This is a genomic window from Noviherbaspirillum sp. FW303-A3, from assembly GCF_058788695.1.
Genome location: NZ_JBYTAZ010000001.1, coordinates 24351 through 48343, shown reverse-complemented (window position 1 = coordinate 48343; position 23993 = coordinate 24351). Strand labels below are relative to the sequence as shown.

At 62.3% G+C, this 23993-nt stretch carries 20 protein-coding genes and 1 pseudogene; 17 read left to right on the top strand and 4 right to left on the bottom strand.

The genetic code is table 11. From position 1 onward, the window contains the following. Window positions 1-117 precede the first annotated feature (117 nt). The 12 genes from AC3WOY_RS00225 (at window position 118) to pcaF (ending at window position 13068) form a co-directional block, all read left to right on the top strand. Window positions 118-1350, top strand: a complete 1233-nt coding sequence (locus tag AC3WOY_RS00225; protein ID WP_492420168.1) for a CaiB/BaiF CoA transferase family protein — start codon at window positions 118-120, stop codon at window positions 1348-1350. Between the two features lie 46 nt (window positions 1351-1396). Beyond that, window positions 1397-2182, top strand: a complete 786-nt coding sequence (locus AC3WOY_RS00220; protein WP_492420166.1) for an enoyl-CoA hydratase-related protein — start codon at window positions 1397-1399, stop codon at window positions 2180-2182. A 14-nt stretch (window positions 2183-2196) separates the two neighbouring features. Beyond that, window positions 2197-3873: a class I adenylate-forming enzyme family protein gene (locus AC3WOY_RS00215; protein ID WP_492420164.1), complete on the top strand. Its 1677-nt coding sequence runs from the start codon at window positions 2197-2199 to the stop codon at window positions 3871-3873. Window positions 3874-3875: 2 nt separating this feature from the next. Beyond that, window positions 3876-4643, top strand: a complete 768-nt coding sequence (locus tag AC3WOY_RS00210) for an enoyl-CoA hydratase/isomerase family protein (protein WP_492420163.1) — start codon at window positions 3876-3878, stop codon at window positions 4641-4643. Between the two features lie 2 nt (window positions 4644-4645). Then, window positions 4646-5392 carry an SDR family NAD(P)-dependent oxidoreductase gene (locus AC3WOY_RS00205; protein WP_492420161.1) on the top strand — a complete coding sequence of 249 codons (747 nt, stop codon included), beginning with the start codon at window positions 4646-4648 and terminating at the stop codon, window positions 5390-5392. Between the two features lie 8 nt (window positions 5393-5400). Beyond that, window positions 5401-6567: an acyl-CoA dehydrogenase family protein gene (locus AC3WOY_RS00200; protein ID WP_492420159.1), complete on the top strand. Its 1167-nt coding sequence runs from the start codon at window positions 5401-5403 to the stop codon at window positions 6565-6567. A 10-nt stretch (window positions 6568-6577) separates the two neighbouring features. Then, window positions 6578-7453 carry a 3-hydroxyacyl-CoA dehydrogenase family protein gene (locus AC3WOY_RS00195; protein WP_492420157.1) on the top strand — a complete coding sequence of 292 codons (876 nt, stop codon included), beginning with the start codon at window positions 6578-6580 and terminating at the stop codon, window positions 7451-7453. Window positions 7454-7456: 3 nt separating this feature from the next. Further along, window positions 7457-8110: a 3-hydroxyacyl-CoA dehydrogenase family protein gene (locus tag AC3WOY_RS00190; protein ID WP_492420155.1), complete on the top strand. Its 654-nt coding sequence runs from the start codon at window positions 7457-7459 to the stop codon at window positions 8108-8110. A gap of 1 nt (window position 8111) precedes the next feature. Then, window positions 8112-9230 carry a CaiB/BaiF CoA transferase family protein gene (locus AC3WOY_RS00185; protein ID WP_492420153.1) on the top strand — a complete coding sequence of 373 codons (1119 nt, stop codon included), beginning with the start codon at window positions 8112-8114 and terminating at the stop codon, window positions 9228-9230. Window positions 9231-9291: 61 nt separating this feature from the next. Beyond that, window positions 9292-10293, top strand: coding sequence for an NADPH:quinone oxidoreductase family protein (locus AC3WOY_RS00180; protein WP_492420151.1), 1002 nt, complete (start codon window positions 9292-9294; stop codon window positions 10291-10293). 10 nt (window positions 10294-10303) lie between these two features. Continuing rightward, window positions 10304-11830, top strand: coding sequence for a 3-hydroxyacyl-CoA dehydrogenase PaaH (gene paaH / locus AC3WOY_RS00175; RefSeq protein WP_492420150.1), 1527 nt, complete (start codon window positions 10304-10306; stop codon window positions 11828-11830). Window positions 11831-11862: 32 nt separating this feature from the next. Then, entirely contained in the window at window positions 11863-13068 is a 1206-nt protein-coding gene (gene pcaF / locus AC3WOY_RS00170; RefSeq protein WP_492420148.1) for a 3-oxoadipyl-CoA thiolase, read from the top strand. A 524-nt stretch (window positions 13069-13592) separates the two neighbouring features. On the opposite strand, the gene AC3WOY_RS00165 is transcribed toward pcaF, so the two are convergent. After that, window positions 13593-14426, bottom strand: coding sequence for a hypothetical protein (locus AC3WOY_RS00165; protein ID WP_492420146.1), 834 nt, complete (start codon window positions 14424-14426; stop codon window positions 13593-13595). Between the two features lie 148 nt (window positions 14427-14574). Between AC3WOY_RS00165 and AC3WOY_RS00160 the strand changes: the two genes are divergently transcribed. Beyond that, the gene (locus AC3WOY_RS00160) at window positions 14575-15171 is read left to right on the top strand and encodes an HAD family hydrolase (protein ID WP_492420144.1); all 597 of its coding nucleotides are present in this window, start codon (window positions 14575-14577) and stop codon (window positions 15169-15171) included. Here AC3WOY_RS00160 and AC3WOY_RS00155 read toward each other — a convergent pair. Then, complete coding sequence (locus AC3WOY_RS00155) at window positions 15146-16213, bottom strand: DNA-binding protein (RefSeq protein ID WP_492420142.1); 1068 nt, start codon at window positions 16211-16213, stop codon at window positions 15146-15148. The two genes, AC3WOY_RS00160 and AC3WOY_RS00155, sit on opposite strands and share 26 nt — an antisense overlap. Window positions 16214-16398: 185 nt before the next feature. On the opposite strand from AC3WOY_RS00155, the gene AC3WOY_RS00150 reads away from it, so the two are divergent. Further along, a complete protein-coding gene (locus AC3WOY_RS00150) occupies window positions 16399-17403 on the top strand; it encodes a site-specific integrase (protein WP_492420140.1) in 1005 nt (334 codons plus the stop codon). A 35-nt stretch (window positions 17404-17438) separates the two neighbouring features. Here the strand turns inward: AC3WOY_RS00150 and AC3WOY_RS00145 are convergent. Then, window positions 17439-17762, bottom strand: a pseudogene (locus AC3WOY_RS00145) (cation transporter); the annotation flags it as partial. Between the two features lie 305 nt (window positions 17763-18067). Here AC3WOY_RS00145 and AC3WOY_RS00140 point away from each other — a divergent pair. Together AC3WOY_RS00140 and AC3WOY_RS00135 are read left to right on the top strand one after the other, a co-directional pair. Continuing rightward, window positions 18068-19018 (top strand): DNA-binding protein, encoded by a 951-nt coding sequence (locus AC3WOY_RS00140; RefSeq protein WP_492420139.1) that lies wholly within the window; start codon window positions 18068-18070, stop codon window positions 19016-19018. Window positions 19019-19020: 2 nt separating this feature from the next. Next, window positions 19021-20508 (top strand): tyrosine-type recombinase/integrase, encoded by a 1488-nt coding sequence (locus tag AC3WOY_RS00135; RefSeq protein ID WP_492420137.1) that lies wholly within the window; start codon window positions 19021-19023, stop codon window positions 20506-20508. A 220-nt stretch (window positions 20509-20728) separates the two neighbouring features. Here AC3WOY_RS00135 and fur read toward each other — a convergent pair whose 3' ends face one another. Further along, window positions 20729-21142: a ferric iron uptake transcriptional regulator gene (gene fur, locus AC3WOY_RS00130; RefSeq protein WP_492429111.1), complete on the bottom strand. Its 414-nt coding sequence runs from the start codon at window positions 21140-21142 to the stop codon at window positions 20729-20731. 674 nt (window positions 21143-21816) lie between these two features. On the opposite strand from fur, the gene AC3WOY_RS00125 reads away from it, so the two are divergent. Next, window positions 21817-23982, top strand: a complete 2166-nt coding sequence (locus AC3WOY_RS00125; protein WP_492420135.1) for a TonB-dependent receptor — start codon at window positions 21817-21819, stop codon at window positions 23980-23982. Window positions 23983-23993: the final 11 nt, after the last annotated feature.

Sequence of the window (23993 nt, the reverse complement as noted above, 5' to 3'; positions counted from 1 at the left end):
TCATTCCGCGTATTTGCAGTGAAAACAGGCAGTTTTCATGCCACGCACAGCAAAGCCTGGATCCGGTGGCATGGACGTTGCAATGCAAGGGTGAACACACACCCGACACACACTCTCATGCTACCTGCCGATCAACTCGCTCCTGCTCCAGACTCCACCCCGCTTGACCTGCTTGGCGGTATCCGTGTCCTCGACCTCACGACCTCTATCGCCGGCCCATATGCTTCCCTCCTGCTGGCCGACCTCGGCGCCGAGGTACTCAAGATCGAGCGCCCGGGACGCGGTGACGATGCCCGAGCCTGGGGGCCGCCCTTCCTGGACGGCGAATCCCTGTGGTTCCTCAGCGTCAACCGGAACAAGCACAGTGTTACCCTCGATTACGCGCAACCGGCCGGACTCGAAGCACTCCATGCGCTGGTGAAGGTGGCCGACGTCATCCTCATCAACCAGGTCGGCCGCAGTCAAAAAAAGCTTGGCATCGACTATCCGCGATTGAAGGAGATCAATCCGCGCCTGGTACACGTATCGATCACAGGCTTCGGACTCGGCGGAGCGAAAAGCGACCAGCCTTGCTATGATCTGATCGCGGAGGGGTACAGCGGCGTGATGGACCTGACCGGCGAGGCCCCCGACCGCGATCCGCAAAAAGTGGGCACCCCGGCCGCCGACCTGCTGTCGGGCGCCGACGCGGCGATGGCCGCGATGGCCGCCCTGATCGACCGGAACCGTACCGGACAGGGACACGAGATCGATATCGCGATGGTCGAGAGCATGACACGATTCATGACGCCGAGGATCATTCCCTATCTTGGTTCGGGCGAACTGCCGCGGCGCAGCGGCGGGACGGACAGCGTGATCGCGATCTACCAGACCTTCCATACCGCGGATCACCCGATCACGCTCGGCCTCGGCAACGATGCGATCTGGAAGCGTTTCTGCGAATCAATCGAACGTACCGACATGGCCGAGGATGCCCGCTTTGCCGACAACGTCGGCCGCCGCGCCTGCCGTTCCGAAATCGTGCGGGAAGTGCAGGCCATCCTGCTCAAGAAACCGCGTGCGCACTGGCTCGATCTCTTCGCCAGCGCACGCATCCCTTCCGGCCCGATCAACCGCCTCGACCAGGTCGTCACCGACTCCGCACTCACCGAACGCGGCCTGTTTTATGCGACCCGGCGCAATGGCGTCGCCATACCGCAGGTCGGCCTCGGCATCCGGATCGACGGCAATTTCAACACATACCGCAAGGACCCGCCCCGCCTGGGCGAAGACACCCGCCGCGCCTTTTCATCGTGGCTGGGCTGGAACGACGAAGCGATTCAAAAGCTGGACGACGCGGGACTGCTTTGAAACGGAAACGCACCCCGATCCATACATATCCTAGGAGAACGACACCATGACACGCGAGTTCGAGACCATCATCTATACCGAAGACGGCCCCATCGGCACCATCACGCTGAACCGTCCCGACAACGGCAACATGTTCAACGAAACGATGTGCCATGAAATCCGCGACTGCATCAACGACATCCGTCGCGAGACCCGTACGCGCGTCATCGTCATCACCGGTGCCGGTGAACGCTTCTTCTGCATCGGCGGCGAAAAGACCGGCATGCCCGACACCCACCTGTATCCCGGCGTGCTGCCGGTGCTCGACATGTACGAAGCCATCGACCGCCTGCAAAAGCCGGTGATCGCCGCAGTGAACGGCTTCGCCGTCGGCGGAGGCAACGTGCTGCAGGTGATGTGCGACATCACCATTGCCAAGGAAAGCGCGGTCTTCCGGCAGGTCGGCCCGATGATGGGAAGTTTCGATGCGGGATTCGGCACGTGGTACCTCGAAGACCTGGTCGGAAAGAAGAAGGCCAAGGAAATCTGGTTCCGCAACCCGAAGATCAGCGCAAGAGAAGCGCTGGAGATGGGGCTGATCAACAAGGTCGTTCCAGATGACCAGCTCGCCGCGGCCACGCGCGAAATGGCGCTGGAAATTGCTGACCGCGGCGCCTTCGCGCTGGCCTCGATCAAGGCAGCCTTCGGAGCGCGCCATGGCGGCGTGGGCGGTTTGTCGCGCGTGACGCATGACCTGCTGCTGCGCCTGAACCTGGATACAGAGGAGTCGAAGGAACTGTCGAAGTCCTTCAACGAGAAACGCGCTCCGGACGCCTCCAAGTTCGGCCATTGAGCGGGAGCCACGGAATGAACACGGTTCTTACCCTCCATGATCCGCAACAGGCCCGCGCCTACTATGCGCAGGGTGTCTGGCAGGAGCAAACGCTGTACATGCTGCTGCAGTCGCATGCGCAAGCGCGCCCGGATGCATGGGCACTGCGTGACAGCGCCCGCCGCCTGACATGGAGCCAGCTCCTGGAATGGACGGATGCGGTTGCCGCCGATCTTGCGGCGGGAGGACTGCGCAAGGGCTCGCGAGTGTCGGTGTGGCTGCCCAGCAGGGTAGAGTCGGTCATCATCTTCCTCGCCTGTTCGCGCAACGGCTACATCTGCAACCCCTCGCTGCACCAGAACTACACCGTGGCCGAGATCGTGCGCCTGATCGAGCGCATCGACTGTGAAGCCTTCTTCGGGCAGAAAGGCTACGGCGCCGATGCGAGCCGCGACGGCGTGGCCGGCGAGATCGGAGCGGTCAAGAGCCTGCGCCGGTCTTATTGGCTCGAACCATCGCGCGACGGCGCCGGGGAGTTTCCGCGTGCGGGCGGAACCCGTCCGCAGGCTGCTCCCGATGCCAATCCCGACAAGGTGGTTTATCTGGCCTTCACTTCCGGCACCACCGGCCTGCCGAAGGCGGTCATGCACAGCGACAACACCTTGTTGGCCAACGGGCGGGCCATGGTGAAAGACTGGGGGCATGATTCCGGCACCGTCCTGTTCAGCCTGAGCCCGGTGAGCCATCACATTGCCACCGTCTCCATCGAGCAAATGCTGGTCGCCGGCCTGGAACTGGTGGTGAACGACCTGCCGGCCGGAATGAAGCCGATCGACTGGATTCTCGAGACCGGCGCGACGTATGTGATGGGTGTGCCGACGCATGCCATGGACATCCTGGCCGAGGCCAAACGCCGCGGCCTCGAAAAGCTCGGCAAGGTGAAGGTGTTCTACATGGCCGGCGCTGCCATCCCGCGCGAGATCGCCCAAGGCTTCCTCAACCGGGGCATCCTGCCGCAGAACGTGTACGGCATGACCGAGAACGGCTCGCACCAGTACACCTTGCCCGGCGACAGCGCCGACACCATTGTCGGCACTTGCGGTCGCGCCTGCGACGCCTACGAAATCAAGCTCTGGAACCAGGAAAACCCCGACATCGAGGCGAAGCCCGGCGAAATCGGCGAGATCGCCGGACGCGGTGCCTGCCTCATGCTCGGCTACTTCAACAACCAGTCGGCGACGGAGAAGTCGTTCAACGCGCACGGCTGGTTCCTGAGCGGCGACCTCGGCATGCTCGACAGCAACGGCTGCCTGGTCATCATGGGCCGCAAGAAGGACCTGATCATCCGTGGCGGCCACAACATCCATCCGTCGACCATCGAAGACCTCGCGATCACGCATCCGGCAGTGCTCAAGGCGGCGGCCTTCCCGGTGGCGGACGACCGGCTCGGGGAAAAGGTCTGCCTGTCGGTCACCTGCACCGAAGGCGCGACGCCGCCGACGGGCGACGAAATCCTGCAGCACCTGCACGGCGCCGGGCTGTCGAAGTTCGACATGCCGGAGTACTACATCGCCCTCGATGAGTTTCCGCAAACCGCCAGCGGCAAGATCCTGAAGCGCGAGCTGGTCGAGTGGGTCAAGCAGGGAAGGGTGAATCCCGCTCCGGTGCGATGGGCCGGCGGCGACAGCAAGACGAACGACAAGGGGAACTGACCATGCCCATCACATTAAGCTATCGCGACGAGTTCGCCATCCTCACCCTCGACCGCCAGGAGGCGCTCAATGCGCTGAGCTTCTCGCTCATCGGCGACATCGGCCGTTGCCTCGATGAAGTCGGGCAGTCGACAGCACGCGCACTGCTGGTCACCGGCGCCGGATCGAAGGCATTCTGTGCCGGCGCCGATATCGCCGAGCTGACCAACCGCGACCTCGAGGCCCAGAAGCGCGGCGCCGAGTTTGGCCAGCAGGTATTCGCCCGTCTCGACACCTTGCCCATGCCTTCCGTCGCCATCCTGAACGGCTATGCCTTCGGCGGCGGCCTGGAACTGGCGCTGGCCTGCACGTTCCGCCTCGCCACGGCGAATGTCAAGGTCGGCCTGCCGGAGATCAAGCTGGGCCTCATCCCGGGCTACGGCGGCACGCAGCGACTGCCGCGGGTCGTCGGCGAGGCGCGCGCGCTGGAAATGATCATGACCGGCCGTACCGTCGCCGCCGAGGAGGCCGCCCGCATCGGCCTCGTCAACCGGATTGTCGAAGGCGATCCGGTCGAAGCCGGCATCGCGTTTGCCCGCGAGTTCAGCGGCCACGGCATGGTGGCGCTGCGCCTGGCGCGCGGCGCCGTGCAGCGCGCGCTGCAAACATCCCTTACCGAAGGTCTCAAGGTCGAGGCCGATCTCTCCACGCTTGCTTACCAGACGAAGGATGCCAACGAAGGCATGGCGGCCTTCCTCGAAAAGCGCAAGCCCCAGTTCAAGGATTGCTGACCATGGCAGAAAAAGGAACCATCATCGTCACCGGCGCCAGCCGCGGCATCGGCGCCGCCATCGCGATCGCGCTGGCGGAACTCGGCTACACCGTCGCCTGCCTGTCGCGCCGCGGCGAACTGCCGGCCGTGACGGGCGTGAGCGAAGAAGTGCTTGCGCGCTGCAAAGGCTTCACCTGCGACGTCACCAGCAGCGACAGCCTGCGCGATGCGTTCGCCGAGGCGGCAAAGCTGGGCGGACCGATTGCAGGCCTGGTCAACAACGCCGGCGTCCACCTGGAAGGACCGAGCACCACGTTCTCCCGCGAGGATTACGAAACGGTGTTCGCCACCAACACCACTTCGGTCTTCATGAGCTGCCAGCACATCTATCCGCACCTGGTGGCGTCCGGCGGCGGCCTGATCGTCAACATCGGCTCCTTCTTCGACAAGATGGGCGTCAAGCGCAACCTGGCCTATTGCGCGTCGAAAGCGGCGGTGGGTGCGATCACCCGTTGCCTGGCGGTGGAGTGGGCGGGGAAGGGCATCCGCGTGATCGACGTCGCCCCGGGGTACATCGAGACCGACCTGAACAAGGAGGCCATGTCCGCAGGGCCGCTGCGCGAATACCTGGAAAAGCGCATTCCCGGCCGCACGCCGGGCACCTCGGCGGATGTGGCGAAGCTGGTCAAGGCGCTGTTCCTGGCAGATTCGCCGTTCCTGTCGGGGGAAACCATTTACATCGACGGCGCGCAGGGCGTCGCACACTAGAAGGTGCCATGAACATTTTTGAACGGCTCGATGCGAGCATTGAACTCTCGGACGACGAAAATCAGCTGCTGGACAGTGTGCGCGCATTGGCGCGCACCGAGCTGATGGCCCGTGCCGAGCATTACGACAAGACGGGCGAGTTCCCCTGGGAAAACGTCAATGCGATCAACAACCTCGGCTTGAATGCGATGTTCATTCCGGAGGAGTACGGCGGCGCCAGACTTTCCTACACCGCCTACCTCGAGTGCGTGCGCGAAATCACGAAGGCGTGCGCCTCGACCGGCATCATCTGGGCAACCAACTTCCATGCCATCAAGCCACTGATCGATTTCGGTTCGGAAGAGCAGAAGCAGCGCCTGCTGCCGCGCATCGCCGAAGGCGGGCTTGCGGCGCTGGCGATCACGGAACCGGATGCCGGCTCGGACGCAACCGGCATGCGCACCCGGTTCACTCCCGATGGGGACGACATCATCATCGATGGCGGGAAAACCTTCATTACCAACGGTGACGTGGCGGACGTCTATGTGCTCTTCGGCAAATGGAGCGAGATCGACGATCCGAAGAAGGCCATCTCGGTGGTGATCCTGGAAAAGGGCACGCCCGGGCTGTCTGTCGTGCGCACCGAGCAGAAGATGGGACACCGTGCATCCAGCACCGCGACCATTTCGTTCGATGGCTGCCGGGTGCCGCGCGCCAACCTGCTGCGCAATCCGGGAGACGGTCTGAACATCCTGTTCTCCTCGCTCAACAAGTCGCGTCCCAGCGTGGCTGCGCATGCGCTGGGCATCGCCCGCGCCGCGTTCGAGGACGGCGTCGCCTACATCAACGAACGCAAGCAGTCGGGCCGCAAGATCATCGAATTCCAGGGCATCCAGTTCATGCTGGCCGACATGGCCACCGACCTCGCCATGTGCGAATCCTGGCTGTGGCGCCTGGCCAGTCTGGTAGACAGTGGCGGCACCGATTTCAGCATTGACGCCTCGATGCTGAAAATGCGTGCCTCCGACATCGCCATGCGGATCACCACCGATGTGGTGCAGCTCTTCGGCGGCTATGGCTATTGCCAGGATTTCCGCGTCGAGCGCCTGATGCGGGACGCCAAGATTACGCAGATCTGGGAAGGTACCAATCAGGTGCATCGCCAGCTGATTGGCCGCAGTTTCCTGACTAAATGAGAGGAATCCAATGAGTGAAATCAAAACGATCGGTGTCGCCGGTTGCGGCACCATGGGGGCTGGCATTGCCATCGTTGCCGCCCGCGCCGGTTTCCGCACGGTTGTGTACGACACGCGGCAAGAGGCGCTCGACAAGGCGCTCAAGCAGACGCGCGACTTCTTCGCGAAGTCGGTCCAGCGCGGCAAGATGACCGAGGAAAAGATGGCCGTGGCGATCGCCAACCTCGTGGTGACCACTTCACTGGATGGCCTGGAGAAATGCGACCTGGTGATCGATGCGGTATTCGAGGACCTGAAGGTGAAGCACGACCTGTTCTCGAAGCTTGACAAGGTTTGCCCGCCGCACACCATTTTCGCGTCCAACACCTCCACGCTGTCGATCACCGAGATCGCCGCCGGTTCCGGCCGCGACGACCGCTTTGTCGGGATGCACTTCTGCCTGCCGGCGCAGCTGATGAAGCTGGTCGAGATGTCGCCCGGCCTGAACACTTCCGAGGAGACGTTTGCCAGGACCTGGGCGGCATGCGAGGCGATGGGCCAGCGTCCGGTCAAGACCAAGGACAACCCCGGCTTCATCCTGAACTACTTCCTGATCCCCTACAACAACGATGCGATCCGCCTTGTCGAGGCGGGCGTCGCCGCGCCGGCCGACATCGACCGCGCCATCAAGGAAGGCCTCGGCTATCCGATGGGACCGCTGGAACTGCTCGACCTGATCGGGCTCGACACCCAGCTGCTGCTGTGCGAGGCCATGGTCGGCATCACCAACGAGCCGCGCGCCGCCTGCCCGCCGCTGGTCAAGCGCATGATCGCCGCCGGCCACCTGGGCCGCAAGTCGGGACGCGGATTCTATACCTATGAAGGCAACGCGATGTTCGGGAGCTGATAGATGACTTATTCCATTATTGATACCGGCAACAGCCGCTCTTTCCCCGCGAGCCATGCGCTGCTGGAAGGCAAGTCCGCAGACGGCGACGTCGTCATCCTGATCGGCGAGAAGGCCGGCGAAGCGCTCGCCAAAGTCGACGCCGGAAGCAAGACGGCCGTCCTGATCGAACTGGGCAGCGAATGCCTCGGTGTGCATACCGGCGAAAGCCGCGCGAAGGAAGGCTCCAATGTCCTCGGATTCGCACGCTTCCGCCTCGGCGACGGCGATCCTTCCAATCTCGTCGAACTGGTCCGGCAACCCAATACTCCTGACTCGGCGATCAATGCCGCCAAGGCCGTCCTGGAAGGCGCGGGCCTGAAGGTGGCGGTCTGCTTCGACTTCGCCGGCCGTATCATCGACCGTCTCGTCCGCCCGTACTACAACGCCGCGCTGCGCCGCCTCGATGAAGGCCTGGCAACCGCCGACGACATGGACCTGACGCTCAGGCTCGGCCTCGGCTATCCGGAAGGGCCGATCGCGCTGCTGGAGCGAACCGGCCTCGCGCATCACTTCGATGTCACGCAGTCCTTGTTCGAGGCGTATGGCGAATCGCCTTATGCCCCCGCACGCCGCGCCCGCGTCGCCAAGGCCCGCGCGGAAAAGAAGGCGGGCTGACATGATGCGACCACTGGAAGGCGTCCGCGTCCTCGATTTCAGCACGCTTCTGCCCGGACCGATGGCCACCCTCATCCTCGCCGAGGCGGGCGCCGATGTCATCAAGATCGAGCGCCCGGGGCAGGGCGACGAGATGCGCAGCTACACGCCGAAGTTCGGCGACGACAGCATCAACTTCGCCCTGCTCAACCGCGGCAAGCGCAGTCTCGCCATCAATCTCAAGGAGGCGGGTATCGTCGACCGGCTGCGCGGACTCATCGAAAGCGCGGATGTCGTGGTGGAACAGTTCCGCCCCGGCGTGATGGACAGGCTGGACCTCGGCTACGAGGCGCTGTCGAAGATCAATCCCGGGATCATCTACTGCGCGATCACCGGCTACGGCCAGTCCGGCCCGAAGGCCGACATGGCGGCGCATGACCTCAACTATGTCGCCGACGCCGGCATGCTCGGCCTGTCGGCGGGCAGCGACGGCGCGCCCGTCCTGCCGCCCGCGCTGATTGCCGATATCGCCGGCGGGACCTATCCCGCCGTGGTCAACATCCTGCTGGCGCTTCGCCAGCGCGACCGCACCGGCAAGGGCTGCAAGCTCGACATCGCCATGGCCGACAACCTGTTCTCCTTCCTGTACTGGGCCATCGGCAACGGCCAGGTGGCAGGGCAATGGCCGGTGCCGGGCGGCGAACTCGTCACCGGCGGTTCGCCCCGCTACCAGGTCTACCGCACCAGCGACGCCCGCTTCGTTGCGGCCGGTCCGCTGGAAGAAAAGTTCTGGAGCAATTTCATCGACGCTATCGACGCACCGCGCGAACTGCTGGATGACAGCAAGGACCCGGCCGGTGTGCGTGCCGCGATTGCCGCCATCATCGCTGCCAAACCGGCTTCCCACTGGCGTGCCTGCTTTGCCGGCAAGGACGTTTGCAGCGTCGTCGTTGCCTCCATGCAGGAAGCAATGCAGGACGAGCACTTCCGCGCGCGCGGCCTGTTTGCCAGGGAACTGGAAAGCAATGGCCGGCGCACCACGGCATTGCCGGTACCGGTGGCGGGGAATTTCCGCTCGGATGCCACCTGCGCGACTTACCCGAAGCTCGGTGAAGCCAACCGGGACTTCGGCTTCGACTAGGCCCACATCCCATACAACCCGGGCGGCATTGCCGCCCGTCGAACCCTGTAAAGAAAGAACCATGCGAGCCATTCTCATTCGGGAGCACGGAGAACCCGAGTCCCTCAAGATCGAAGAAATCCCCACTCGCGCGGTCGGCGGCGACGAGGTACTGGTCGATGTTCATGCAATCGGCATCAACTACCCCGACCTTCTGGTCATCAGGGGCCAGTATCAGATCCTGCCGCCGCGCCCTTTTTCTCCCGGCAAGGATGCGGCCGGCGTCGTCAGGGCGGTAGGGAAGAACGTGACAACATGCAAACCCGGCGACCGCGTGGTGGCGCAGGTGGAATACGGCGCGTATGCCGAGCAGCTGGTGACCCGCGAGTCGAATTGCTTCGTGATCCCGGATGCCATGCCCTTCACCGACGCTGCCGCCATGGGACTGGTCTACCAGACGGCGCATTTCGCGCTGGTCGAACGGGGGCAGTTCCGCCCCGGCGAGACGGTGCTGGTCAACGGCGCCGGCGGCGGCGTCGGGCTTGCCGCGGTCCAGATTGCCAAGGCGCTTGGCGCAACCGTCCTGGCTGGCGTGAGGAACGAAGGCCACGCCCGGCTGGCGCGCGAGAACGGCGCCGACCACATCATCGACCTTGGCGTGGACAACCTGCATGACGAATTGCGCCGGCAGGTTCATCAGGCCACCAACGGCCACGGTGCGGACGTCGTGCTTGACCCGCTTGGCGGCGATGCCTTCGATGCCAGCCTGCGCGCCATGGCATGGCGCGGACGCATGGTGGTGATCGGCTTCGCGGCGGGCCGCATTCCGGTCATCAAGGCCAATTACCTGCTGGTGAAAAACATCGCCGTGTCGGGATTGCAGTGGAGCGACTATCGCGAGCGCGATCCGGCCTGGATGCGCCGCGTACAGGATGAAATTTTTGCCCTCTACAGCGCCGGCAAGCTCAAACCCAACGTGATGCAGGTCTTACCGATGAATCGGTTCGCAGAGGCGCTTTCCCTGGTCGAGAACGGCAAGGTGCACGGCAAAGTGGTCCTCTCGACCGGCAACAGCAAGTCCTGAGGAGGAAGCCATGAGCACCGCATTAACTGCATCTTCCATCGTTGCCGTTGTCGGCAGTGGCGCGATGGGCGCGGGAATCGCCCAGATCGCTGCGGCGGCCGGTCATCAAGTGAAGCTGTACGACACCCGCCCCGAAGCGGTGGAAAAGGCGATTGCCGGCATCCGCAAGACTTTCGGCATGCTCGCGGAAAAGGGAAAGATGAAACCGGAGGATGCCGACGCGGCCGGAAGCCGCTTGCAGGTGGCAGGCACGCTCGGCGACCTGGCCGACGCCAGGCTGGTGGTCGAGGCCATCGTCGAGAATCTCGACGTCAAGCGCCAGCTGTTTGCAGACCTGGAAAAGGTGGTTGCCGAGGACTGCATCCTCGCCACCAATACCTCGTCGATTTCGGTGACGGCATTGGCCGCCAGGCTGGCATTGCCCGGCCGCTTCGTCGGCATGCATTTCTTCAATCCGGTGCCGCTGATGGCGCTGGTGGAGGTGATCAGCGGCCTCGCGACCGACGCGCAGATCGCCGCCCGCATCTTCGATACGGCTGTTGCCTGGGGCAAGGCGCCGGTACATGCAAAGTCGACCCCCGGGTTCATCGTCAACCGCGTTGCACGTCCCTACTATGCCGAGGCGCTGCGCCTGTTGAACGAGCAGGCCGCCAGCGCGGCCACGATCGACGCCGTCATGCGCGAAGCCGGTGGCTTCCGCATGGGGCCGTTCGAGCTGATGGACCTGATCGGGCATGACGTGAACTTTACTGTTACGCAATCGGTATTCAATGCCTACTTCAACGATCCGCGCTTCACGCCGTCGCTGGTGCAACAGGAGCTGGTGAATGCCGGTTTCCTCGGACGAAAGACCGGACGCGGCTTCTATCGTTACGACGATGGCAGCAAGCCGGAGCCCGGCAGTGAGGAAGCCGTGGCTCTGCCGGGACGCGTAACGGTATCGGGCCAGAATTCCTTGATCGATGCCATCGTCTCGCGCGCAACGGCCGCGGGCGTGGCAGTGACGCAGGCGGGAAGCGCGGGCGATGATGCACTGATTCAATGTGACAACGCCATTCTCTGTCTCACCGACGGCCGCAGCGCAACACAGCGGGCGGCAGAGCAAGGCACACCCAACCTTGTGCTGCTCGATCTCGCGCTCGACTACCGCAAGGCCACGAGGCTGGCGGTGGCTGCGGCCGAGCAGTGCGACCCGCAGGCCTATCGCGCGGCGGTCGGTTTCCTGCAGGCGGCCGGCTATGCGGTGTCGCAGATTGCCGACGTGCCTGGCATGGCGGTAATGCGCACGGTGGCGATGCTGGCCAACGAGGCTGCCGATGCGGTGAACCAGGGCGTATGCGACGCGTTCGGCGCGGATATCGCCATGCAGAAAGGCGTGAACTATCCGCGCGGCCCGCTGGCCTGGGCGGATAGCATCGGCCTGGACACCGTGATGCGCGTTCTGGACAATCTCGCCCAGGTATACGGCGAGGACCGGTATCGGGTTTCGCCCCTTATCCAAAAGAAGGTGTGGAGCGGCAAGCGCTTCCATCAATAATTATCCAGAACTCCCCATCAAGAGGAACCAGTATGAAATCCGCATTCATTTGCGACGCTGTACGTACCCCTTTCGGCCGCTACGGCGGTACCCTGTCCCAGACACGAGCCGATGACTTGGGGGCGTTGCCGATCAAGGCACTGATCGAACGCAATACTGCCGTCGACTGGCAGGCCGTCGATGACGTGCATTACGGCTGCGCCAACCAGGCCGGCGAGGACAACCGCAATGTCGGCCGGATGGCAGCATTGCTGGCCGGTCTTCCGGTGGAGGTGCCGGGGAATACCATCAACCGTCTGTGCGGTTCGAGCCTCGATGCGGTCGGCACAGCCGCCCGCGCCGTGCGTTCCGGCGAAGTGGAGTTGGTCATTGCCGGCGGGGTGGAAAGCATGAGCCGCGCGCCCTTTGTGATGAGCAAGGCCGACGCCGCCTTCTCGCGCAGCATGAAGATCGAGGACACCACCATTGGCTGGCGCTTCATCAATGCCCGGATGAAGGCAATGTATGGCGTGGATTCCATGCCGGAGACGGCAGAGAACGTGGCGGTTGAATTCGCCATCGCACGGGAAGACCAGGATGCGTTTGCCTGGCGGAGCCAGCAGCGATGGGCGACGGCCCACACGGCAGGCTTCTTTGCGCGTGAAATCATCCCGGTCTCCATTCCCCAGAAAAAGGGCGACCCGAAGCTGTTTGACACCGACGAACATCCGCGTGCCGAAACCACCCTGGAGGCGCTGGCCAGGCTCAAGGGCGTGGTCAGGCCGGACGGTTCCGTCACCGCCGGCAATGCGTCCGGCGTGAATGACGGTGCATGCGCACTCCTGATTGCCTCCGAGGCGGCAGCGTCCCGGCACGGACTCACGCCGCGCGCGCGCATCCTCGGCATGGCGACGGCGGCCCTGGCTCCCCGCATCATGGGCTTCGGTCCGTCCCCGGCTACGCGCAAGGTGCTGGCCCTGACCGGCTTGCGTATCGAGCAGATGGATGTAATCGAGCTCAACGAGGCATTTGCGGCCCAGGCACTCGCCGTGACCCGCGACCTCGGCTTGCCCGACGACGCGCCGCATGTGAATCCCAACGGCGGCGCGATTGCGATCGGCCATCCGCTTGGCGCATCCGGCGCGCGGCTGGTGACGACCGCATTGAACCAGCTCGAACACGTCAACGGGCGCTATGGGTTGTGCACCATGTGCATCGGCGTAGGGCAGGGCGTCGCCCTCATCATCGAGCGCATCTGAGAAGGTGCGGATGCCTCGGGCGTCCATCGAGTGTGACGTTGTGGGTGATGCAGGACATCTTGGCAGAAGGGTTCTATCAGTACTGAGAGGCTTCCAATGATGGATAACCGCTATTTCATGTTCCAGCAATTACTCAGGGACTCCGATGCGATCACTGGAAGTATCCGCCGGCATTCCGAGGGACGGCCGGCATTCGTGTTTTTTTCGCCAAAGTTAAGTTAAGTCAATGATCTAAAAGGGAAAACCAGACTTTCAATTCTTCTCTGCATGTGGCGATGCAGACGGTTACGCCGGTGCCAAGCCAAGACAGTATTCACGTATCAGCTCCCGAGCATTTTCCAATGCGGCCTCATAAATTTCGCCGGACGCCTGACGCAAATTTCCGACGACTTTGCGGTGGATTTCGCTACTGATCTCGAATTCGATTGCGCCGAAGCGAGGGGCGGCCGATATTACGGTTTTTTTCGCAAAAACCTACCTAACCCACTGATCTGAAGAAGAAATACGAAATCTAGAACGTCCGTTTAGTTGCGAAGACGATGCGCCTGTATCAGGTCCATGGCGTCCTTTCGTACCGTCTCGTAGACGTCATTGGAGGACTGTCGAATTTTCTCGATAACCCGGCGATGCTCAGCGCTGCTAACTTTGAATTCGATCACCCCGAAACGGCTCGCTATGGCTTCGACCGAGGACTTTCCCCAAACATCCTCGGCCATACCGTCTGGATGCAGGACAACACTGTGGAAAAAGCCACTTTCACTGCGCCAAGTATTTTCAAAGAGCGGTGAAAATCGTACCGCCAAGAGAGCTGCCGGCTGCAGTCCGGTCAGTTCACGCATCGCTTCAGCAAACGCCGCGCAATGGCCGTAGGAGTACTGAGCTGCGTTATGCGCTGGAATACAGGGCTGCGTCCTCGCGGGGATCGCAGCAAGAAAGCGAGGATTAGCTCGAATCTCCTCGATTGCGCGCGAAATCTCTGCTTCATTGGGTTGGCATCGTAGAGGCAGCGAAGAGAGCTTTTTTTCGTCGTAGAACCGAGTGTAAACACCCCCATTCCCTAATCCGCGCGTGCGGATCAATTTGAACAGTATCTTCTCGCTGAACTCGCGAATAGACCTGGTCCCGCGAACATCGAAAATCTGATCGTGGTTATCCGCCACATACACCCTTAACGGCCTGAGTTGGTCGAGCGGAATGTCCTCCCTGTGTTCGGTCGAGGTCGACCACCAGTCCACGTGCAGCAGCCACCCGGTCAACCGCGCCAGTCCAACGGCGAAGTTGACACAATCGTCGGCCTCCCATTCCTCGATCAGCTGCGGCGCAAAGGCCGTGCGCTGCTTGATCTTCGCTTGCCCCATTTCTAAATCCTCACAAAAGCAGTCGCAAATTGACCTCAGTCCTGCCATCTGCTATTACCGGCCGGCGCTGAATAACTCGCGGTGCACGCAAAAACAGCATCATGCGCGACTTGATGGATAGACGCATCGACGTTAGCATGATTCCGTTATGAAACCAATCATTGCTCTCGATGCCGACGGCGTCTTGCTCGACTACCATCAGGCGTATGCCAAAGCCTGGGCCAAGGCCTTCGGCGCACTGCCGGCGGTGCGCGATCCACTCGCCTATTGGCCGATCGACCGATGGAACGTGCGGCGGCTTGCCGGCGCCGAACTGGCGCAGTTCCGCGCATGCTTCGATCATCAGTATTGGTCGACTATTCCGGCGATGCCCGGCGCACAGGACGCGTGTTGCGCCTTGGCGGCAGCCGGCTACGAGCTGGTGTGCGTGAGCGCGATTCAGGCGCAGTTTGAAGCGGCGCGGCTGGACAACTTGCGGCAATGTGGCTTTCCGATCGAGCGCGTGATTGCCACGGCTAATGCCGGAGTCGACGTCAGTCCCAAGGCGGCCGCGCTGCGGGAGCTGCGCCCGGTCGTCTTTGTCGACGATTTTCTACCGTACCTGCGCGGTATTCCGGTGGACATCCACGCGGCGCTGGTCTTGCGCGAGCCAAACGGATCTCCGAACGCGGGCGACGATCTGGCATGGGCGCATTCCCGGCATGCCGATCTGGCGAGCTTTACGACATGGTGGCTGAACCGCTAAGCGTTGCGGTTTTCGGTTCCGCGGACTGCGCGCGATGCTCAAGCATGGCACGCTCCTGCAGCCAGGCGAGCTTTTCTTCGTTCAACTGATCGGCCCGTGTTTCGGCCCGCCGGGCTTGATCGGCCAGCATGACTGCTTCCCGCTCCTTGGCGGCCAGCGCACTGCGGACGTCCGACAACTGCTGTTGTGCGGCTGCGAGCTGCACCGCCAGGCTGTCTTTTGCCGCAGTTGCATCTTCCAGCCGGTCGGCCAGGCGCTCCCGCATTGAGCGTTCGGCCGCCAACGCTTCCTGCGATTCCCGCAAGGCCTGCTTCTGATTGGACAGATCAGCGGCGAGATGCGCAAACTTCGCCTCCTGCTGACCAAGCGTCGTCTGTTGGGAAGCGTTGTGCCGGTTGGCGTCCGCTACCTCCTGGTGGAGGCGCGCGACGCGCTGCTCGTACGCTTGCCGCTCCTCGGCGCGCTGGGTGGCGGTGGCTTCCTGGTAATGCTCGAACTGGGCGCGCGTCTGCGTGAGCTGGTGATCGAGCGTCGCCACTTCGGCGCCGCGATCGGCCAGGCGCTGCTGCAAGCCGGCGCTTTCTGCCTGCACGGTGGCCAGCGCGACGGTCTGCGCATGGTGCGCGGTGCTCAATTGCGACAGCGTTTCCCTTGCGCGCGCCAATTCCTCGGTCAAAGCGGCATTGGCGGCCAGCGCTGCCTGGTGTCCGGTGCGCAGTTGCTTTTCCCGTTCAGCAGCCTCGCCCATCGCGATGCCATGTGCCTGCCGCGCCTGTTCGATCTGTTGACTGGCCTCGGCCTGCATGTGCTGGTGCAAGCCCTTTACGGCTTGCAGGAGGGGCGCCGGCAAGCCGGATTCGGCTTCGGCGATGGCATCCTGCTGTTCGGCTTTCCAGCGTTTTAGGAAAGGGGCGATGGTGCTCTTGCTGCCGGTGCTACCCAGCGCCTCGCGCACGCTGTCGACGGTGGGATTTTTGCCGTCTTGAAGCAGCGTTGCCGCCGCTTGGGCGACATGGGAATAGAGAATGCCGGCGCGTGCCATCAAGACCTCGAAATAAAGTTATGTATTACGTGTCACGTAATATTATCTTATATAACGATAAAGACAGTCTGAAAGTTTGAATTTAAAAGGCGCGATAAGAAGGATTATCGCAGGTTATGATGGCCGCTGCATGCTATGCTTAGTAACTCGCTGGTACAAATCTCGAATTTGAGCGACAAAATTGCATGACTGAAAATCCGCCTCTTCCCCCAAATTCATCTATCGAGGTAGCTCAGGAAATCGTTGTTCGTAACGCAGGTACAGTTATAGATGGCGATTTGACTGCACAGCACCGCGCGTTTCTAGCCGCCGCCACGGCCGAGAACACTCGCCGCGCCTACCGATCGGCGATTCGTCATTTCCATGCCTGGGGCGGTGTGCTGCCCTGCGATGAGCCGGCTTTGATCCGGTATCTACTGGCCTATGCGGCGTCGTTGAATCCCCGCACGCTGGCACTGCGGCTGACCGCGCTGTCGCAGTGGCACCTTCACCAAGGCTTTGCCGATCCGGCGTCGACGCCGACCGTGCGCAAAACACTGGCCGGCATAGAGCGCGTGCACGGAAAGCCGAAAAAGAAGGCCAAGGCGCTGCCGCTGGAAGATCTGGATCGTATCGCTGTGCATCTGGCTAGCCTCGACACCTTGAAAGCCAAGCGCGACAATGCCCTGCTGCAGGTCGGCTATTTCGGTGGATTTCGCCGCAGCGAAATAGTGGCTCTGGAAATCCCTCATATAGTGTGGGAGCCGGAAGGCATCGTCATCACGTTGCCGCGCTCGAAAACCGATCAGCAGGGTCGAGGCATCGTCAAGGCGATTCCCTACGGCAGCGGCCCTTGTTGCCCAGCCAGCGCGCTGCGCGCTTGGTTGGCAGCCGCCGGCATTACGTCCGGACCGCTATTCCGTCCGATCACTAAATGGGGCGAGCTCGGCCCCGAAGCATTGCACGAAGCGAGCGTCAACACCATACTGGCGACGTGCGCAACGCTGCTTCAACTAGACTATGCCCCGCAGCTCTCCAGTCATAGCCTGCGTCGTGGCATGGCCACCAGTGCGCACCGTGCCGGTGCAGACTTCCGTGATATCAAGCGGCAAGGCGGCTGGCGCCACGATGGCACTGTCCAGGGTTATATTGAGGAGGCGGGCCAGTTTGAAGAAAATGCAGCGCGCATTCTATTGCGACGCAAGCCATGAACCTATTGCGAATCCAGGGTGCGTTAGTTAGGGCGTTACGTTGATGGTCGACGGCGATTCACTTCAACCGAGATATGAACCAGTTCTTCGTGAATGCGCAGCTGCTGCCTGAAGTAGTCGGGTTCGACCTCATCCATGGTCGCTAGAGCAAGAATGCAGGCGTATTTGCCCTTGCCAACACGCCACACATGCAAATCACAGATATCGGCCTTGATTGGGCTGGCCTCAATTACCTCTCTGATTTCAGCCACGACAGGAGCATTCATCTCGGCATCGAGCAGCACACGTCCGGAGTCCCGCAGTAACCCATAGGCCCAAACCGCAACCAGTCCTGCGCCGACAATACCCATGAGGGGGTCCCTTTGATTTCCGTGCATTTTACGACGGTAGCCGCCCCTAGCATTCATGCGGGTTCCAGCCGATCGTCTCTCGCAAATCCTTTTTAAATCAGGCACTTGCTGTCTGGGTCTTTTACCTCGCCAATTCTCGCCCTGCGCACATCACGTTTCGGCACTTCTGGCCGTCGCCCCTCCGGTTTCTGCCAGTTTTACCACGATAATAATTGTTATCGTCGATCGATACATTTATATCTAACGTTTATGGCTTACGTAACGTTATAAATGAATGTAAGATTAGCGCCGACTCCCCGCATCCGGAGCCCATCATGCCGCGCGCCGCCATCGCCACACCCGACCAAATCCGCTCCACGATCCTCGCCATGCTCGCCGAGGCGCACGACGCCGCGCCCGCAACGGGCGAGCGCTTCCGCCGCATCGTGTCAGTGCGCAAGCTCAAGGACCGCCTCGGCGGCGGTGACCCGGCCACGCTCGGCCGCGCGATCAACGCGGTCGAATCCGAAATCGTGACAGCCGGTTTGACCGACATCGCGCTGCCCGACATCCCGGCCGAGATCGCCGAGCAGATGCGTCAGCTCTGGCACGCCGCGGTAGCGGTCCAGCTTGACGACGTCGTCAAGCTCAAGGCCGAGGCCAGGCAGACCGTCGAAGCGGCGCAGGCGACCTTGACCGAATCGAGCTTGCGGGTCGACATGCTTCGCGAAGAACTGGACGCTGTGCGCGGCCTCCTGGCGGCGCGCGATGCCGACCTGGCGCAGGCGCGCACCGATTCGGCCGCCGCCAACATGCAGCTGGCATCGCTCCAGGAAAGCCAGGAGGCACTTCAGGCGGAATTACGGGCGGCGCGCCTGCACGCCGCCGCCCTGGCACAATCCCATACGGAAAGCCTGGCGTCCGCCCAGCAGCGTTACGACGGATTGTCCAAGCAATTGCTTCAAGAAACCGCGCAGCAGCGGCAAGCACTGCAGCAGGAACAAAGCCGCATCGCCTCACAGATGAAATTCGCCGAACGGCGCATCGCGACGCTGGAAGAAGCGGTCGCGCATGCCGAGGCTGACGCGGCGGCCGAGCGCGACAAGCGACAGGTGGCTGTCGGCGAAGCGAATGCGCTGAAAGCGATCAACGCCAGCCAGCGGGCGCAGCTCGATGAGCTGATGCGTGCCGCGATCGCCAAGACGCCGGTGCCGAAACAGCGCGCCGCCGCGCCGGCCGAGAAGCCCAGCGGCAAGCGTGCGGCGCCGCGACGCAAGGGAGGCTGACCATGCAGTGCTGGCTCGACCACGGCGTCACGCCGCCGGCACCATTGCCGGAGACCGTCGACGCCGCGCTCGCCTACCTGACCCATGTGCTCGGCCATGCCTGTTACGAACGGTGGACGCTGCCCCGGATCAAGCAAGTCTTCCCGTCGTTCGGCGAGGCGAAAGCCGCCAAGCCGGTCGTGTTCGAGCTGCTGCTCGACTATCCCGACGCCGTCGAGTGGTGGGAAGGCGGCCGGCTCCGCACAGCGGCTGCCGTCGACGCGCCGGAACCGGAGAATGTCCTGGAGCGATTGCTGCACGCGCACCGCCGGCGCTTCCGGCGCATGGACGGCTCGATGTCGGTACTGCAGAACGTCGATAGCGGGAACGCGTGCCTGGCCGCGATCGAGCCCCACCATACAGGTGCGCTGGTTGCATGGCTATTCCGGAGCGGCCGGTTCGTGAACCGTGACGCCGCGACGAACACGCTGGCGGTCTTCGACGACGCCCAGGCCGTCGCGCTGTTCCTGCGCGAGCTCGCGAACCGGTCGCGTCACACGCTGCGCGCGTACGCGGCCGATCTGCGCCGACTGATCGGATGGTGCCGCGACCGGCATCTCGGGCCACTGTCCGACCTCACGCGCAACGATCTACTTGCCTACCGCGATCACCTCCGCACGGCGCACGCCATTGTCACGCCAACCGGGCGGCAGCGCGCGACGGCGCCTGGCGAACGCACCTTGGCGCGGGCGCTGGCCGTGGTCGCGAGCCTGTACCAATACTGGTTCGAGACCGGCTACCTGATTGCGAACCCGGCCGCGGGTCTCGTGACCGGAACGCAGGCGCGGACCGGATTTTCACCGCAGCGTTTTCTGGCGCCGGCGGCGCTCGCCGCGTGCGATGCCTGGATGGCCGCGATGTCGTCCGGCGCAGATAACATTGCCTCATTGCGCCGGCGCGCCATCTGGGCGCTGTACCGTTATGGCGGCGTGCGCCTGGCGGAGCTGGCATGGTCGATCGACACCAATCTGCCGCGCGTCGAGGTCGAAGACGGCGGACAATGGACGTTGTATGTGCATGGCAAGGGCGACAAGCCTCGCGCCATTCCCTTGCCGGCCGTGGCAGTCGGGCCGCTGGCCGCCTATCGTCTGGCGCGCGGGCTGCCGGCGGATCCGGCCGCGCACGAGGTGCTGCCGCTGATCCACGGTTTCAAGGGCGGCTCGCTCCAGGAAGGCGGGCTGTACGCCGAGGTGAAGGCAATCTTCGCGGCGGTCGCCGCCGGCCTGCAGGCGGACCACCCGGCGCGAGCGGTGCTGCTGCGCGCCGCGTCGCCGCACTGGCTGCGCCACGCCTATGCCAAAGCGTTGGTGGTCGACCACCAGGTGCCTCTGCCGGTCGCGCAAGCCTTGCTCGGACACGCGTCGGTACAGACGACGGCCGCTTACGCGAAGACGGACCTGTCCCTGCTTCGGGCATTCGTGGAGGGGAGTTTTGCCGATGGAAGCAAATAGTGCCGCTCGCCTGTGATTTCAGGATTTCTCCAGCAAGCCACTGGATATTGGTTCGGACGGCAGCATCAGCTTCATTGACGGGAAAGGATGCTCGATTTCCTTATGATACTTAAGTATCGCGCTTTCATCGCACCTCAGGAACACGTCGCATTTGTTTTCGATGGCCAGCACGACGTGATGGGCATCGCTACGGTCCAGGTCAATATGCGGGATTTTCGGCTTATTTCGTGCAAGTCGAGCAAATGCCGTATAGGGAAAGCGAATGTTCCTGAAGCACAAAGCCGAGATCTTTCGCAATCTCTTCCTGACGGCGCTCGATCTCGTTATCGACGAATTCTTCCACTTTACCGCACGATGTGCAGATCAGGTGGTCGTGATGGTGCCCCTCATTCAGTTCGAATACCGCTGCGCCGGACTCGAAATGGCGACGACTGAGAATGCCCGCTTCGGCGAACTGCATCAATACGCGATAAATGGTGGCAAGTCCAACATCGATTTTTTCGTCCAGCAAGAAACGATAAATCTCTTCTGCAGACAGATGTTTGATTTGGCGTTCATGAAATAACTGCAAGATACGCAATCTTGGCAATGTCGCTTTCAGACCGGAGTCGCGTAGTTCTTTGGGTATGTCCATTTGCGCGCTCATCAAAACCGCTTTTGTTCCAAAGGGCTTCTTCTCATTTTTTCTTGTTACCAGCATCAGTTTATTGCGCCAGGACGGATAGTCCATTGTCAACGCCATCAGAGTGCATGTCGAATGGGGTGAAATGCAGTTCAACTCAACGACAAGTTTGGTTTTCAGAAATTCTTGCATCACCAATCACCAGTTACAGGCGCACATGGATAACTTCCCGCAAGTCTCGCAGCTATCGAAGCTTGAAGTTTAGATGAGAACAATTATTATTTGCAAATGATTCTCATTTGACTTATGATGGCGTCAATGGATGTCATGTCGAACAGGTAACAACCTGCTGTTTCAGTCATATATCCAGTAGTCCGTTCAGCCAGCCAGCTTTCCTGTCTTCGGAAAGCAGCCAGTCAATGATGCTTGCAAGGGTATGCACTACGCGTCCCGTGATCGGCTGGCAACACGCTCTTCCCGTTTGCCTCCGTCTGTTCCGTTGCTTCGTCCGGACTGATGGGTGCCGTCATGGTCGGCGTTTTCTTGCATTCGTCATGTTTACTGTGTCCTGACCGGGAGCCGTAATCGTCACGCCTATTCGTACTTCAAGAAAGCCAATCATGTTAGCGATGCCTCAGCCCGACTCCATAACTCGCCCTTCCATCTCTTCGCCTGATACCGGTGCCATGCTTCTCAAACCGCTGGCGTTTGCCATGCGCATGGCTTTCGCCGGCATGCTGGTGACCGGATTTGCTGCTCAAGCACAGACCAAGCAAGGGGAGCAACAGGCGGCGGTTGAAGACGCGCGAACACTCTCCGAGATCAAGGTGAGCGCCGAGCGGTCCGGCGGTCTTCCGCAGGCCTACGCCGGCGGCCAAGCTGCGCGCGGCGCACGGCTGGGGCTGCTCGGTAACGCGGACGCCATGAAGGCGCCGTTCAGCATCAGCAGCTATACCTCACAGATGATCCAGGACCAGCAGGCCGCCACTGTGGCGGATGTTGTGGCCAAGGATGCGTCAGTGCGCGCGACCGGCCAGACAGGCGGCATCCTTGACGCCTTCTTCATTCGCGGATTTCCGATTGGCGAAGGCAACCTGGGCGAAATCGCGTTTGACGGGCAATACGGCGTGGCGCCCAATTTCCGCGTGCTGTCCGATTATGTCGAGCGCGTCGAGGTGATCAAGGGGCCCGCGGCACTGCTGTACGGCATGTCCCCGAACAGCGGCATCGGCGGCGTCATCAACATTGTTCCCAAGCGCGCGTTGAATACCGACCTCACGCGGTTCACGGCCGATTATGCATCGAGCTCCCAGGGTGGCGGCCATCTCGATGTGAGCCGGCGCTTCGGCGCGGATCGCCAGTTCGGCGTGCGATTCAACGGCAGTCATCACCAGGGCGACACGCCGGTGGACAACCAGTCCCGGAAAGCGACCGTCGGCGCCGTGGCGCTCGACTACCAGGGCGAACGGCTGCGGGCATCGCTCGATGTGATCGATCAGCGGGAGCGCTTCGATGCTCCCTCGCGCCCGTTTACCATTGCGGCGGGAGTCGCCGTGCCCGACGCGCCGGACGGCCGCCGCAATGTCTCCCAGGCATGGGAATGGGCGAAGATCGATGACCAGTCGGTCTTGCTGCGCGCCGAATATGACGTGAACGACAAGCTGACGCTGTTCGCCAACGCCGGCGGCAGTCAGACCGACGTTAACCGTCTTTTCGGAGGCCCGCAGATTCTGAATGCGGCCGGCGATGTACGCACGACCCCCGCTCACTTCATCTTCGACATCGAACGGTCGACCGCCGACGCCGGCCTGCGTACCCGCTTCGATACCGGGGCGGTACGCCATACCGTCACGCTGCAGGCAAGCACTTATCGCGATCAGCTGGATCGGGGTTCCAGAAACGGCACAGCGGTAACCTCCAACATCTATACGCCGGCGGCATATCCCAGCCAGGCTGTCGCGGCGCCGGCTCTGGTATCGAAAATCTCGGAAACGAAGCTTTCCGGTGTTGCGCTCGCCGATACCTTGTCCATGCTGAACGATCGCGTGCTGCTTTCCCTCGGAGCGCGTCACCAGCAGGTCGAGTCGGACAATTTCAATCCGACCACCGGCGCGGTCACTTCTTCCTACGACAAGAGCGCCGTCACCCCCCTGGTCGGCCTGGTCTTCAAACCCTGGCAGAACGTCTCGCTCTACACCAACTACATCGAAGGGCTGAGCAAGGGCGATACCGCCCCGTCGACGGCGGCCAATGCGGGCGAGGTCTTCGCGCCGTACAAGGCCAAGCAGCACGAGATCGGCGTCAAGTTCGATCATGGCCGCGTGATGACCACGGTGAGCCTCTTCCAGATCGCCAAGCCCAGCGGACAGATGACCGGCAACGTCTTCGGCGTCGATGGCGAGCAGCGCAACCGCGGCCTGGAGATCAACGTGCTGGGTGAGGCAGCCCGCGGCGTCAGGCTGCTTGGCGGCGTGACGCTGATCGATGCGGAACTGACGAAGACCAACAGCGCCGCCACGCTCGGCAAGACACCGATCGGCGTGCCGTCGGTGCAAGCCAACGTTGGCGCCGAATGGGACACGCCTTGGGTAACCGGACTCACCTTGACCGGCGGCATTGCATACACCGGGAAGCAATACGTCAACCAGGCGAACACGGCACGCCTTCCCGCGTGGACCAAGGTTGATCTTGGCGCGCGTTATGCCACCAAGGTCGCCGGCAAATCCACGACCTTCCGGGCCAATCTCCTCAATGCATTTGACCGCGACTACTGGTCGGGCGTGGCATCGTGGGGCGGCTTCGTGCAGGGGGCGCCGCGTACCGTGCTGTTGTCCGCCTCGGTGGATTTCTGATCCCACCTGCA